Source organism: Gottfriedia sp. ABJ_BB2_2 (assembly GCF_055484705.1).
The window spans coordinates 163,611-178,590 of the sequence record NZ_JBVFKR010000006.1; the positions used below are offsets into that span (position 1 = coordinate 163,611).

Genomic DNA, 14,980 nt, shown 5'->3' on the forward strand with positions numbered 1-14,980 from the left:
AAAAATATAACAGTTTCATGTTTAAAGGAGATGTTGAAACATGGCAAATATTCTTGCAATTAACGCTGGTTCTTCTTCATTAAAGTTCCAATTAATCGAGATGCCTAGTGAAAAAGTACTAACAATAGGGTTAGTAGAACGTATTGGTCTGAAAGATAGTGTTTTTATTATCACTGTAAATGGCGAAAAAATGAAAGAAGTAACAGACATAGTTGATCATTCTGTAGCAGTAAAAATGCTATTAGATAAGCTAACAGGTTTAGGAGTTATTTCTTCGTTCGATGAGATTCACGGTGTAGGACATCGTGTAGTTCACGGCGGTGAGTTATTTACTGACTCAGCTTTAATTACTGAAGAAGTGGAGAAACAAATTGAACTACTTTCAGATTTAGCACCACTTCATAATCCAGCTAACTTAGTTGGAATTCGTGCGTTTAAACAAATTTTACCAAATATTCCTGCAGTAGCAGTATTTGATACGGCATTCCATCAAACAATGCCTGAAGAGTCATTCTTATACAGCTTACCTTATGAATACTATAAACAATTTGGTATTCGAAAATATGGATTCCATGGTACATCTCATAAGTTTGTAACTGCTAGAGCTGCTGAATTAATCGGTAAACCAATCGAAGAATTACGACTTATTTCATGTCATTTAGGAAATGGTGCAAGTATCGCAGCTGTTGAAGGTGGAAAGTCTATTGATACTTCAATGGGATTCACACCGCTTGCAGGTGTAACGATGGGTACTCGTTCAGGTAACTTAGACCCTGCACTAATTCCTTATATCATGGAAAAAACAGGCAAAACAGCAGAGGAAGTACTTGAAGTACTAAATAAAGAGAGCGGAATGCTTGGAATTTCAGGCTTCTCTAGTGATTTACGTGATATTGAAACTGCAGCAGAAGAAGGTAACAAACGTGCTATTATTGCACAAGATGTCTTTGTAAGTCGAATCCATAAATATTTAGGCTCTTATGCTGCTCGTATGAAAGGTGTCGATGCGATTATTTTCACAGCAGGTATCGGTGAAAATGGTCCAGAAATTCGTGAAGCAGTATTAGAAGGACTAGAGTTTATGGGAGTTTACTTCGATCCAAGTAAAAATAATATTCGTGGTAAAGAAGCATTTATTAGCTTTGACCACTCACCTGTAAAAGTAATTGTTATTCCAACGAATGAAGAAGTTGTAATCGCAAGAGACGTTGTTCGTATTGGAATGTAATATCAACTAAAGCATTCTTTTATAGCAACAATAAGATGAAAAATAGTCAAATGATTTAATGTAACGTAGAGCATACAAAAAAAGAAGATCTCATATTCTTATTATGAGTTCACTTTTTTTGCGCTCTACGTTTTTTTATACTTCGAGGTGATGGCAATGGACAGTATAAAAGAATTAAATCTTTGGTTAGAGATTAGTGAAAGGATGAATGAGAAAAGACAAAATAACGCAAATCGATTTGAGCAGATGTTTAAAAAATCCTCTTCTTATATTTTTCAAAAAATTCCACAAGCATATTCTGATGCTTTTAAAGATTTTTTATCAACTGCATTCTTTCACTCACAATCCTTACTACAAACTTCTAAGCATTTCCATGAAAAGAAACATGATATTTTAAGAAGAGCACAGATATTAAGAAGTGATATAACGAAGATTAATGACCTAAGGAATTTACCAATCCGTCAACTGAATTTTTTAGCCGAGCAAGAGATTTCTAAAGCACTCATTATTTCAAGTGTACAAGGTGGGATGAGCGGCACAAGCTCTAAACTTGCGATGTTTTGTGATTTGCCGGCATTAGTACTTGTAAATTTGAAAACTGTCCAAGAAATTGCAATGTGCTATGGGTATGACGTCAGTATTCCATTAGAAATGGAATGCTGTTTAAAAGTATTGCAAGGTGCTTTACTTCCTTCGCCAGTTAAATATGAGAGATGGCATTCACTAATGACTGACACTTTGAAGCATGAAGATGAGGATGTATTTGCAATTTGGGACAGTGAATTTAATGGAGAAGATTTTTACCAAACATTATTTCTACAATTTAGTAAGCTATTCATTCTTCACTCGTTAAAAAATCGTTTAATTGGTGGCGTTCCTGTAGTTGGAATAGCTGTTGGGGCCAAGTGGAATGAAAATCTTACTAAAAACGTTCTAGAATACACGAAAGCTTTTTATCAGTATAGATTGTTATCAAAACGAATCAAAAAAGAGCCAACAGTTTAACACTGTTGGCCCTTTTTATCCATGTATCTTCATATCATCAATAGATACCTGTTGGTTACTTCTAAACCAAATCCATAAATCATTAATAATGGAAGCCAATTCCGCTATTTCAGAATTTAATTTACAGCTAACGACAAAATCAGCTTCATTATTTAATTGCTCTTGTTTATGATTAATTGAGAACTCAAGGCGTTTGATGCGATCAGGAATATCGCCTCTAATACATTCCCATTCTGTCAGGATCGCCTGCTGCTGTTCGTGAGAGTATTCTTCCCAGTCTAATAATAGGTTGGGTAGAAAAATACCTAATCGTTCATCAAATGAAAAATAATCTTGTAACATCCGTACTCCCCCTCTACACTATATTATACATTGAAAAAAATAAGTGAAACAATTTGTTTTTGATATTTTTAAAATATAGTCTCAGCTTCATTTTTGAAGACATTCTATTTAACATAAATCAGAAACTAAGTTATATTTACCTTACATATCTAATTTTTTCTAGTATACCTGTTGCAAATTAATTTTTTCTATATTGTATAAGATAGAAGAGATAGATACTTACATAAAACGCATGAAATTTAAATAAAAAAATACTCATTTTAGTCTTAAAACATAAAAAAGTTGTTATTTAGATTTGAAAGGAAGAAGTATATGAAACATGCTGTCATAACAGCAGGGACGAAAGGGTTAGGAAAAAAAGTTACAGAATCATTCTTAAAAGAGGGTTACTCTGTAACAGTTACCTATTTCTCAGATGAAGAAGCAATGAGCAAAAGAAAAGAAGAGTGGAATGAATATTCAGACCGAATTCTTTTTTTAAAAGGAAATATAACTGATAAAGAATTTTTAAAAGAGATTACGACGAAAACCATGAAGAAATTTGGAAGAATTGATTGTTTAATCAATAATGCTGGACCCTATCTGTTTAACCGTAAAAAACTGGCTGACTACTCTGAAGAGGAGTGGGAATACTTGTTATATGGTAACTTGCACAGCGTGTTTTATCTGTTAAAGCAAATCATACCAATCATGAGAGAACAAAAATTTGGTCGTATTATCAATTATGGTTTCCAAGGGGCAAATTCAGCATCGGGTTGGATTTACAGATCAGCTTTTAGTGCTGCAAAAGTAGGGTTAGTTTCACTAACTAAAACAATTGCATATGAAGAGGCCGAAAATGGGATCACTTCTAATATGATTTGTCCTGGCGATATATATGGCGAAATGAAGGAAGCTTCTAGAATCGATGCACTACAAAAAGGTAATGGAAATGCACCAGTTGGTCGATTCGGAACTGGTGAGGATATAGCAAGAATGGTTCAATTTTTATGTAAAGATGAATCAGACTTTATTACGGGTGATGTAATCGAAATAACTGGTGGGTTAGATGTGATTCATAAATATAGGCATCAATCATTATAATGAATAAATGGGACAATTCCAATATTGAAGCATAAATTATAGTACAAAAGATTGTGAATTAACAATTTAATTAGAAAAAAAGCGTTTTCATTGGGTCATTTTACCTTTTTGTGATAAAATAAAGGTGTTATATTTTTAAATATAGAATTCATCCTAAGAGGCACGAATTAATTATATTTCAGGGGGAAATAAAATGCGTATTGGGGTACCAAAAGAAATTAAAAATAATGAAAATCGAGTAGCGATTACACCAGCTGGAGTAATGAATTTAGTAGGCCATGGTCATACAGTATTCATCGAAACAGCAGCTGGTCTAGGTTCAGGTTTTACTGATGAAGAATACGTAAAAGCTGGTGCTTCAATTGTTGAAACAGCTGAAGATGCTTGGAACAATGATATGGTTATGAAAGTTAAAGAGCCAATTCCGAGTGAGTATGGCTATTTCCGTGAAGGTTTAATCCTTTTCACATATTTACATTTAGCTCCAGAGCCAGAATTAACGAAGGCTTTAATTGATAAAAAAGTAGTTGGAATCGCATACGAAACTGTACAAGTTGGAAACACATTACCATTGTTAACTCCAATGAGTGAAGTTGCTGGTCGTATGTCAGCTCAAATCGGTGCTCAATTCCTTGAGAAAAACAAAGGCGGTAAAGGTATTTTATTAGGTGGCGTTCCTGGTGTTCGTCGTGGAAAAGTAACAATCATTGGTGGAGGAGTTGCTGGAACAAATGCTGCGAAAGTAGCTGTAGGTCTTGGCGCTCATGTAACAATGATCGACTTAAACCCAGATCGTTTACGTCAATTAGATGATATTTTCGGACATCAAATTACAACTTTAATGTCTAATCCATATAATATTTCTGAAGCAGTTAAGGAATCAGATTTAGTAATTGGTGCAGTGTTAATTCCAGGTGCTAAAGCGCCTAAACTTGTTACAAAAGAAATGATTGAATCAATGGAACCAGGTTCTGTTGTAGTAGATATCGCAATCGATCAAGGTGGAATTTTTGAAACGACTGATCGTATTACTACACACGATTTCCCAACATATGAGAAACATGGAGTAGTTCATTACGCAGTTGCTAATATGCCTGGTGCAGTACCACGTACTTCAACAATGGCATTAACAAATGTAACTGTACCTTATGCTGTTCAAATTGCTAACAAAGGCTACCAAAAAGCTTGCCTAGACAATGCAGCATTATTAAAAGGTATTAACACGCTTGATGGATATGTAACATATGAAGCAGTTGCTGAATCTCACGGTTTAGAGTTTAAAGAAGCAGCTACATTATTACAAGGTACTTCTGTATCAACAAACTAATTAAATTAAATCCCTTTTCCTATGGTGGAAAGGGATTTTTTATTTACTCTTATTAAATATTTGATAGCAATACCCTCATTAAAAATGTAAAAAAGGTAGTTCAAGTAAACTTGAAACTACCTTTTATTATTAATTCAAAAATTCTTCTCTTAAAAAACTATATTGGTACATATCACGATGTTCGCCTCTAAAAAATTCATGCTTTCTTAGGATTCCGTCTAAATGAAAACCGTTTTTTGTAAGGAATGTTTGTGATGCTACATTAAAATCATAAGCTTCCCCATACAATTTTGTTAAATGTAAATTGTTGAAAGCAAAATTTAATAAATAGTTTATAGCGAATGAACCAATGCCTTTATTTTGTAAATCTTTTTCGCCAATGAGAATGCCAAAAGCGGCATGACCATTTTCTTGATCAAGATTTCCAAGCTCGACTCTGCCTACACATTGGCCATTATACTCAATTGTAAACAAATGAAGCGTTGGTTTTAAACCTTCAAAATACTGTTTATAGCCATTTTGCATTTCTTCAAGACTTCTTGGTTTTTCTACTCCAACTAGCCTACCAATCGCATCATCACATTCCCATTTGTGCATTATCGGAACATCTGAAGGGGATACCTGACGAACAATTATTGTACCTACTTGACACATATTATAAAATGATTAACTCTTTAGGGAATTTTGTAAGAGTTAAAGCTCCTGTTTCAGTAATAACGATATCATCCTCAATACGGACTCCACCAACGTTTGGTACGTAAATACCAGGCTCAATTGTATATGACATGCCAGTTTTAATAATGCCAGTATTTGAATCATTTACTGAAGGGTAATCATGAATACCGATTCCTAAACCATGACCGATTCTATGAACAAAGTATTCACCATAACCTGCATCTGCAATGATGTTACGAGCAGCACGATCAACATTACCTAAAGTCTCACCTGGTTTACTTACATCGATTGCAGCAAGTTGACCTTTTAATACAGTTTCGTAAATTTCACGTTGTTGTTCATTAGGCTCTCCGAACATTACCGTACGAGTGATATCAGAGCAATATCCATCAACAATAAATCCTAAGTCCATTAAAACAAACTCACCTTTTTTAATTGCGTTTGTTCCTGGGTTACCATGTGGTAATGCTGAATTAGCACCAGTTAAGATTAATGTACTAAATGAAGTTTTTGCAAAACCTTTTTTCTTCATTTCGTATTCCATTTCTGCAATTAAATCCATTTCAGTTTTACCTTCAGCAATACGGTCGACAATGATTTGACATGCTAAATCAGCTGCTCCAGCTGCAGCTTGCATACGACGTATTTCTTCTTGGTCTTTTATTAAACGTAAATCATGTAATTTTTCTTCGGCAGCTAAGAATTGTACACCTGGGAAAAGTTGTAATAGCTTCTCATATCGTTGTACAAGTAAATGTTCTTTTTCAATTGCCATACGACTAACAGTAATATTACGTTTAGCTAATGATTCTTGAATCATATCCCAAGGGTCTTGACTGTCATTGAAGCCAATCACATCATATTTCCAGCCAGCGTGTTTTACATGTCCAACTTCCATTTGTGGACAAACTAGAATTGGTTCTTCATTTGGAAATACAAGAACTGCTAGTAGGCGTTCATGTGGATTACAATGGAAATTAGTTAAATAAAATACATTCTCAGTAGATGTAATGAATCCTAGTTGAATATCTTGTTCTTTTAACCAAGTTGATAGATTTTGTATACGGTGTTCCATATGTAACATCCTTTCTCAAAAAGCAATTTACTGCATTCAACAAATAGTCTTTACAGTGTTTTATATCATTATTTTATCATTAGTTATAAGTGTCGTAAAATAACAACAACATTACTTGGTTTATTGTTTTTGAAAATACAGAATATCTGTTAAAATATGGTAGAAATAATTTTATGTAAAGGAGTGAGTTCTTTTGAATATCACATATTTTGGACAAAGTGTTTTATTAGTAGAACATGGGCAGGATGCTATAATCATTGATCCGTTTATTAATGGTAATCCTCATACGAATATTAAGGTTGAGGATATAAAAGTAAATTATATTTATGTTACACACGGACACGGAGACCATTTAGGTGATACGGTAGAACTTGCAAAACAAAATAATGCAACAGTCATCGCTCCAGTTGAACTAGCAACATGGATTTCATGGCAGGGTGTGAATGTTGTACCAATGCATATTGGTGGAGAAAAGGAGTTTTCTTTTGGAAAACTGAAATTAGTTGAAGCAATTCATGGCTCAAGTATTGTTGACGAAGAAAATAAACAAATTATTAATGTAGGTCCTGCATCAGGAGTTTTACTAAAAATTGCAGGTAAAACGATTTATCATGCAGGAGATACAGCGTTATTTAGAGGAATGAAAACACTTGGTGAATTCGAAAAAATCGATTTAGCTTACTTACCAATCGGCAATCATTTTACAATGGGGATTGATGATGCAGTTATAGCTGCAGATTGGATCAATGCAAAACAAGTAGTGCCAATTCATTACAATACATTCCCGGCTATTCAAGCGGACCCTAATGAATTTTTAGAAAAGTTAACAAAGAAAAACGGTTTTGTTCAAGAAGCAAATACAACTATTTCATTATTGTAATATAAATTAAGCGTTAAAATTATGGTACAGTTTATTAAGCACGTTGAAACGTGCTTTTTTTAATGGTATGAATTGTTATATAATAGTTAATAAAAATATTAATACAACCATTGAAAGCTTGGTGAGGCAATTGACAACAAAGCACGATCAAATATTAGAACACATTGAACAACTACCAGTAGGTCATAAAATTTCTGTTAGACAAATAGCAAAAGATTTAAGCGTTAGTGAAGGAACTGCTTATCGAGCTATTAAAGATGCAGAAAATAAAGGGTATGTAAGTACGATTGAGCGAGTTGGTACAATTCGAATTGAAACAAAGCGAAAAGAAAATATCGAAAAGTTAACTTTTGCAGAAGTCGTTAATATTGTTGATGGACAAGTTTTAGGTGGAAAAGAAGGATTACATAAAACATTAAATAAGTTTGTTATTGGAGCAATGCAGCTTGATGCAATGATGCGTTATATCACAGCGAATAATCTATTAATCGTTGGCAATCGTGTGAAAGCACATGAACTAGCTCTAAAAGAAGGATCTGCTGTTTTAGTAACAGGTGGATTTGATACAGATGAAAGTGTGAAACGTCTAGCAGATGAGATGAAAATGCCGATTATTTCGTCTAGCTATGATACTTTTACAGTTGCAACATTAATTAACAGAGCAATTTATGATCAACTAATAAAGAAAGACATTGTATTAGTTGAAGATATATTAATTCCATTTGAAAAAACATCTACTTTATCACCTACTGATGAAGTAGAAAAATGGTTTGAATATAATCGGAATACGGGGCATGGACGTTATCCAGTTGTAGATGATCGAGGGAAATTAATCGGGATTGTCACTTCAAAAGATGTCATTCATGAACAGAGATCTCAACGAATTGATAAAGTTATGACAAGGCACCCAATCAGTGTAAATGAAAAAATGTCAGTGGCAGCTGCAGCTAGAATGATGGTTTGGGAAGGCATTGAATTACTTCCAGTAGTTAATTCATCAAATATATTACTAGGAATTATTAGCCGTCAGGACGTACTTGAAGCATTACAACAATTGCAGCGTCAACCACAAGTTGGAGAAACAATTGATGATATTATTACTAGTCAATTTCATAATGAAAAGGATCAAAAAAGTGAAGAATTGATTATTCGTTGTAATGTTACTCCTCAAATGACAAATGTAATTGGAACATTATCACATGGCGTATTTACTACAATTGTTACTGAATCAGGAAAACGTGCTGTTCGAGAAATGAAGAAAAATGGAGATGTAATCGTCGAAAACATTACGATTTATTTCGTACAACCAGTTCAAATAGATGATGTGATTGAGATTAAACCAAGAGTATTAGAACTAGGGCGTAAATTTGGAAAAGTTGATGTTGAGGTATACCAACAAGGAATTCTAGTTGGAAAAGCATTAATGATGATGCAATTATTAGATCGTTAAATTAAAAAGGAAGGGCAAAACAATACCCTTCCTTTTCATCATTTTATAGATCTGTTCTGTATCTTTTACATTGTTTGTTTATTTTGAATTGCTTTGTAATGTTTATTTTGCAAATATCCTCTGTATAGATTAGCAAAACCAAAAATGATAAAAACAATTCCAATTACGATTGTTAATAGCTCAAGTTTTGACATCATTTGAAACACTCCGTAAAGTAACAAGAACAACCCAAAAGTTAATCTAGCTCGAGAGCCAGCAATTTTTTTTGTTAATAGTTCGCTTGTAAAGAAAAATTTGGTAACATAAAATAAGAATAATAGAAATGAAATAATTACGATTGTTGCGATGCTATCCACTTAGCTTCCACCTTTCAATAACAAATACATAATTCTATTTTAACTTGATAGAAACTATATTTCAAAAGTTTTAAAATAATGGAAAGTAGGGGTAAAACGATGAAAGATCAAATTTTAAAAGATATACATATGTTCGATACAATCATTTTACATCGTCATGTTCGTCCAGATCCTGATGCGATTGGTTCGCAGTGTGGTTTAGCTGAAATGATTAAAGCAAGCTATCCTGAAAAAAATGTATATGTAGTTGGTGAATTACCACAGTCTTTACATTATTTATATCAAATGGATGATATTGAAGATGCAACATATAACGATGCACTTGTAATTGTATGTGACACAGCAAATACAGAGCGAGTAGATGATGTTCGGTATTCAACTGGAAAAAAACTAATTAAAATTGATCACCATCCAAATGTAGATCCTTACGGTGATATTATGCATGTTGACACAACTGCTAGCTCAACAAGTGAATTAATCTTTGAACTTGCTGAGAGCAGTAATGAGCAACTTGTCATAACTGACAAAGCAGCCCGTTTAATTTATGCAGGAATTATTGGTGATACTGGTAGATTTTTATTCTCTAGTACGACAGAAAGAACGTTCCATGCAGCTAGTCAGTTAATCCAAAAAGATTTTTCAATCAATGATATCTATGACAATATGTATGAGACGTCTATTGAAATGGCTCATTTAAACGGATATGTTCTTCAAAACTTCAGCCTAACTGAAGAGGGTGTAGGACATATTAGAATGACGAAAGAATTAATGGCGAAATACAACGTTAATTCTGAACAAGCATCTTTAGCGGTGAGCTCACTTGGTCATATTAAAGGTGTAAAAGCATGGGTGATTTTCCTAGAAGAAGATGATTTAATTCGTGTTCGACTTCGTTCAAAAGGACCTGTAATTAATGGAGTAGCGGCGAAGTTTAATGGTGGTGGACACCCACTTGCTTCTGGAGCAAAAGTCTTCACGTGGGAAGAAGCGGATCAAGTAGTTGAAGAGTTAAAAAAGGTATGTAAAGAGGAACAATAATATGATGTATAAAGAGAGGCAACCTTTTTTTAGCAAATGCCTCTCTTTATTTTGTACTTCTGATTTTTAATGTGATTTCTAACGTCGTATCAAAGTAAATTGTATCGACTTCAAGCTTAAACCTTCGATCATCTTTCTTGTAAACTTTGTTTTCAATTGCTCTTCTTAATAATTCACGATTCCTTGATACACTTCGAATATCTTGCGTCAGTAAGTGACTTAAATCATTTTGTACATCTTCAATTAATTGAAAGCGAGTGAATTTATTTAAGCTATATTGCTTTTCATTAATTATCGTTACTTTAATTTCCTGAACTGTTAAGTTCCGTTTATTTTCCTCATTTAACCTTTCTTGGTTTTCAATTAAAATATTGTTATCGCGTATCAGGTCATTTCTTTCATCTTTTAGCTCATTAATAATTTTAACCTGCTGCTCTTGTGTAACGCCATACTGATAAATGAAGACCATCCAACTAATAACTGAGCCAAAAAAAATACCGGCAAAAAACTTAGCCCATCCAAAAGAAAGTTTCTCTGGTGGAGCTTTCACTATACATGCTCTCCAGTGAACCATTGAATAATGATTGTTCCAGTATGTGTTCCACCCATTGCAGCTATAATCATAAATATTTGCTTAATAAACTCAATCGTTTCTCCTGCAAATAGTCCTTTTTCAAAGCTATAAAACGTATCAAATGTTCCGCCAACCGCCCCAACAATTGCCCAAATACGTAAACTCATCGACAAATCATACATTTTACTAAGTGGTGGTTCCCCAATCACATAGTATCCAATTGACCCTATTAATGCACCACCAATGATAATCCCAAGTGCTATAAAGTACATTGAGATTAACGTTGGAATAAACGGTAATTTAAGCTCCATTATAAATCACTCCTTCTTTAAATATATATGGACAAAGTGTTTTATGTATGATGATTGTTTCATGTATGTTTTAATAAAGAATAGAAACGTTGTCTGAATTTTTTTACGAACAAAAATAGAATGTAAGTTCGTATTTTGTGATAGAATAGATTATATAAAGAAGGAAGATAAGGAGGAGTGTAGATGAGTTTCGTTCATTTGCAGGTTCAAAGTTCGTTTAGCCTACTGCAAAGCGCTTGTAAAATTGAAGATTTAATAAATGCAGCTGTTACACAAGGCCATCCTGCGCTTGCTATTGCAGATGAAAATGTCATGTACGGTGTTATTCCTTTTTATCATGCGTGTAGAAAAGCAGGTATAAAACCTATTATTGGAGTAAAGCTTTCCATATTAACAGAAGATCAAAAAGTATTTCCATTAGTTTTGCTAGCTAAATCTCTAAAAGGTTATGAAAACCTTCTAAAATTAACTAGTATTATCGGAACAAAGTCGCCCTTGGGCGTTCCTAAAAAATGGTTATCTGCATATAGTCAAGACGTCCTTGCGATTACACCGGGAATTGAAGGAGAAATAGAAACATATTTGCTAAATGGCGAACATGAACGAGCGGTTCAACAGGTAAAAGAGTATCAAAACATCTTTGAAGAGTTTTTTATCAGTATTCAAGATCACGGTTTACCTGAAGATCGTACTTTATATCCACTCATTAAACAGCTTCAAAATGAAACGAACGTTAAATTAGTTGTTACAAATGATGTCCGCTATATAGAAAAAGATGATGCGCTGATCCAGGATGCTTTATTCTCTGTTAAGAATGCTACAAAATTATCAGACGAATCAAGACCGAGATTAAGAACACATGAGTATTATTTTAAAACGAAAAATGAATTACAAAATTTATTTTTTGAAGAAGAGGATGCATTTCTAAATACAGTTAAAATCTCACAATTATGTGATGTGGATATACCGTTTCATCAACCGTTATTGCCTAAGTATCCAGTACCTGAGTCTTATTCCACTGTAGAATACTTAAAGTTAATTTGTGAAAAAGGTTTAGTTGAACGTTATGGTGTAATCGAAGAAAAACATATGGAACGATTGGAGATGGAGCTCAGAATTATACATAAAATGGGCTTTGATGATTACTTTCTAATTGTATGGGATTTCATTAAATATGCACTAGAACAAGGGATTACTGTAGGGCCAGGACGAGGTTCAGCTGCAGGGTCTCTAGTTGCTTATGTTTTAAATATTACAAATGTAGACCCACTTCATTATAATCTGCTTTTTGAACGCTTTTTAAATGAAGAACGTATTTCAATGCCTGATATAGACATAGATTTTCCAGATCATCGTCGAGATGAAATGATTGATTATGTTGCTGCAAAATATGGTGATGTGCACGTTGCTCAAATCATTACATTTGGAACATTAGGAGCAAAGGCTGCAATTCGAGATATAGCTAGGGTAATGGGGCTAGCCCCTGTTGAAATTGATCGGTATTCAAAACTAATCCCATCAACAATTGGGATCTCGTTAAAAGATGTTTACGAACAATCAAAAGCGTTCCGAAATCATGTTGACCATTCAGGTATCCATAAACGAATATTTGAAGTAGCTTGTAGAGTAGAAGGCTTGCCGAGGCATACAAGCATACATGCTGCTGGCGTTATTATTTCAGAAATACCTTTAACGAATGTGGTGCCTTTACAGGAAGGGAATCATGGTGTTTATTTAACTCAATATCCAGCAGAAATTCTTGAAGAGCTTGGATTAGTTAAAATGGATTTTCTTGGGCTCAGAAATTTAAGCTTGTTAGAAGAAGTATGTAAGTTAATTACAGAAACAACGGGTCAGAGAATTCAACTAGAACAAATTCCATTAGAAGACGAAAAGACATTTGAAATTCTAAGTAAAGGTGATACATCAGGTGTTTTCCAATTAGAGTCATCAGGTATGAGAAGAGTTTTACAACAATTACAGCCAAATCAATTTGAAGATATTGTCGCTGTAAATGCGTTATATCGTCCGGGTCCAATGGAGCAAATCCCTAAATTTATTCAATATAAACATGGGTTAGAAAAGGTTACTTATCCTCATCCTGATCTGGAAAAAATATTAGAGCCTACTTATGGCGTAATCATCTACCAAGAACAAATTATGCAAATTGCATCTTCCTTAGCTGGTTTTACTTTAAGTGAAGCGGATTTACTTCGTCGAGCTGTCAGTAAAAAAAAGAAAGAAGTGCTGGACGAGGAAAGAATTCACTTTGTTGAAGGTTCTATAAAAAAAGGCTACGATGAAAAAATTGCTAATGAAGTATATGACTTGATTGTGCAATTTGCAAACTATGGTTTTAACCGAAGTCATGCAGTTGCTTATAGTATGATTGCATATCAATTAGCATATCTGAAAGCAAATTTTCCATTACAATTTTATGCAGCGTTATTATCAAGTTTTATTGGAAGTGAAGAGAAGGTTTCAACTTATATCGGTGAAGCAAAATTAAAAGGAATTCCAATTTATCCACCTTCAATTAATAAAAGTCAGTATGCTTTTGTTGTTGAGGGGAAAGGTATTCGCTTTAGCTTGCTAGCTATAAAAAATATTGGAATGGCTACTGTTAGAGAAATTTTACAAAAACGTCCATATAATGACTTCTTTGAAGTTTGTATTAAAATATCTCCAAAGGCTTTAAATCGTAAAAGTACTGAAAACTTAATCTTTGCTGGATGTTTTGACGAGTTCAAAATAGACCGGGCTACTCTTCTTGCCAATATTGATATTATTTTTGATTATGTTGATATTGTAAGACCAGAAAATGAAGATCAATTCGATTTATTTTTGGATGAAGATTTTGTACCAAAACCACAATTAATCCAAGTAGAACCTATGAAAATTTCAATTAAGCTTGAACTTGAGAAACAAGCGCTAGGAACGTATTTAACGGGTCACCCAATTAGTCAATATGAGAAATTACAAAACGAAAGCAAAACAGCAACGATAACATCAATGATCCAAAATAGTAAAGAGGAACAACTTGTATTTGTGTACATTAGGGATTTAAGAGTAATGAAAACAAAGAAACAGCAACAAATGGCATTCTTACAAGTAGAAGATATGAGCACCTTAATTGATGCTGTTGTTTTTCCAAAAACTTTAGAAAAATATCGTCATAAATTAAAGGAAAAAGAAGTCGTCGTTGTAAGAGCTAAGATAGATGAACGTGATGAGCGAAAGCAATTAATCATAAATGAAATCTTTACAGTTGAGGAAATTGAAGAGAGAAATAGCCAAAAAGAGTTAACTTTATTTATTAAAATAAGTGGACATACTAATAAAAACATTTCATTTACAATACAACAAGCAATTGCACAATTTAAGGGTCATACGAAGGTCGTTTTATACTATGAAGAAGAAAAGAAAGCAGTTCAATTATCTGAACAATACTTTGTGAATCCTTCTGTTACATGTCTGTCTATGTTGAAAAATATTGTCGGAGATGAAAATGTTGTATTAAAGAAATAGACATTTTTCTTTAAAATCATTTATTATTAAGATGGATGTTATTCTAAAAATAAAGACATCTTTTATAAAAATAAAGTTTCCAAGAAATAAACAGTTGAATTGAATTTC

Annotated in this window: 14 protein-coding genes; 8 read left to right on the plus strand and 6 right to left on the minus strand. The window is 33.4% G+C overall.

Features of this window, described 5'->3' with window-relative positions:
* Positions 1–40 precede the first annotated feature (40 nt).
* The gene (locus ACX6U0_RS14880) at positions 41–1,228 is read left to right on the plus strand and encodes an acetate kinase (RefSeq protein WP_464960665.1); all 1,188 of its coding nucleotides are present in this window, start codon (positions 41–43) and stop codon (positions 1,226–1,228) included.
* 156 nt (positions 1,229–1,384) lie between these two features.
* Entirely contained in the window at positions 1,385–2,233 is an 849-nt protein-coding gene (locus tag ACX6U0_RS14885; RefSeq protein ID WP_464960666.1) for an EcsC family protein, read from the plus strand.
* Between the two features lie 15 nt (positions 2,234–2,248).
* Here the strand turns inward: ACX6U0_RS14885 and ACX6U0_RS14890 are convergent, their stop codons facing one another.
* On the minus strand, positions 2,249–2,575 hold the full coding sequence (locus tag ACX6U0_RS14890) for a hypothetical protein (RefSeq protein WP_464960667.1): 327 nt from the start codon (positions 2,573–2,575) through the stop codon (positions 2,249–2,251).
* Positions 2,576–2,887: 312 nt separating this feature from the next.
* Here ACX6U0_RS14890 and ACX6U0_RS14895 point away from each other — a divergent pair, with 312 nt between their 5' ends.
* Positions 2,888–3,658: an SDR family oxidoreductase gene (locus ACX6U0_RS14895; RefSeq protein ID WP_464960668.1), complete on the plus strand. Its 771-nt coding sequence runs from the start codon at positions 2,888–2,890 to the stop codon at positions 3,656–3,658.
* A 193-nt stretch (positions 3,659–3,851) separates the two neighbouring features.
* A complete protein-coding gene (ald, locus tag ACX6U0_RS14900) occupies positions 3,852–4,985 on the plus strand; it encodes an alanine dehydrogenase (protein WP_464960669.1) in 1,134 nt (377 codons plus the stop codon).
* A gap of 129 nt (positions 4,986–5,114) precedes the next feature.
* Here ald and ACX6U0_RS14905 read toward each other — a convergent pair whose 3' ends face one another.
* Positions 5,115–5,639 (minus strand): GNAT family N-acetyltransferase, encoded by a 525-nt coding sequence (locus ACX6U0_RS14905; RefSeq protein WP_464960670.1) that lies wholly within the window; start codon positions 5,637–5,639, stop codon positions 5,115–5,117.
* Position 5,640: 1 nt separating this feature from the next.
* Positions 5,641–6,735 carry a M24 family metallopeptidase gene (locus tag ACX6U0_RS14910; RefSeq protein WP_464960671.1) on the minus strand — a complete coding sequence of 365 codons (1,095 nt, stop codon included), beginning with the start codon at positions 6,733–6,735 and terminating at the stop codon, positions 5,641–5,643.
* A gap of 193 nt (positions 6,736–6,928) precedes the next feature.
* On the opposite strand from ACX6U0_RS14910, the gene ACX6U0_RS14915 reads away from it, so the two are divergent.
* Both ACX6U0_RS14915 and ACX6U0_RS14920 read left to right on the plus strand, forming a co-directional pair.
* Positions 6,929–7,615: a metal-dependent hydrolase gene (locus ACX6U0_RS14915; RefSeq protein WP_464960672.1), complete on the plus strand. Its 687-nt coding sequence runs from the start codon at positions 6,929–6,931 to the stop codon at positions 7,613–7,615.
* Positions 7,616–7,745: 130 nt separating this feature from the next.
* Entirely contained in the window at positions 7,746–9,065 is a 1,320-nt protein-coding gene (locus ACX6U0_RS14920) for a DRTGG domain-containing protein (protein ID WP_464960673.1), read from the plus strand.
* Positions 9,066–9,130: 65 nt separating this feature from the next.
* Here the strand turns inward: ACX6U0_RS14920 and ACX6U0_RS14925 are convergent, their stop codons facing one another.
* Complete coding sequence (locus ACX6U0_RS14925) at positions 9,131–9,421, minus strand: YtpI family protein (RefSeq protein ID WP_464960674.1); 291 nt, start codon at positions 9,419–9,421, stop codon at positions 9,131–9,133.
* A gap of 99 nt (positions 9,422–9,520) precedes the next feature.
* Here ACX6U0_RS14925 and ACX6U0_RS14930 point away from each other — a divergent pair, with 99 nt between their 5' ends.
* On the plus strand, positions 9,521–10,459 hold the full coding sequence (locus ACX6U0_RS14930) for a DHH family phosphoesterase (RefSeq protein WP_464960675.1): 939 nt from the start codon (positions 9,521–9,523) through the stop codon (positions 10,457–10,459).
* 46 nt (positions 10,460–10,505) lie between these two features.
* Here the strand turns inward: ACX6U0_RS14930 and ytrI are convergent, their stop codons facing one another.
* A complete protein-coding gene (ytrI, locus tag ACX6U0_RS14935) occupies positions 10,506–11,009 on the minus strand; it encodes a sporulation membrane protein YtrI (protein ID WP_464960676.1) in 504 nt (167 codons plus the stop codon).
* On the minus strand, positions 11,009–11,344 hold the full coding sequence (gene ytrH, locus ACX6U0_RS14940) for a sporulation membrane protein YtrH (protein ID WP_088002864.1): 336 nt from the start codon (positions 11,342–11,344) through the stop codon (positions 11,009–11,011). The genes ytrI and ytrH overlap by 1 nt, the downstream gene beginning before the upstream one ends.
* 183 nt (positions 11,345–11,527) lie before the next feature.
* Here ytrH and dnaE point away from each other — a divergent pair, with 183 nt between their 5' ends.
* Entirely contained in the window at positions 11,528–14,872 is a 3,345-nt protein-coding gene (dnaE, locus tag ACX6U0_RS14945; protein WP_464960677.1) for a DNA polymerase III subunit alpha, read from the plus strand.
* Positions 14,873–14,980 lie beyond the last annotated feature (108 nt).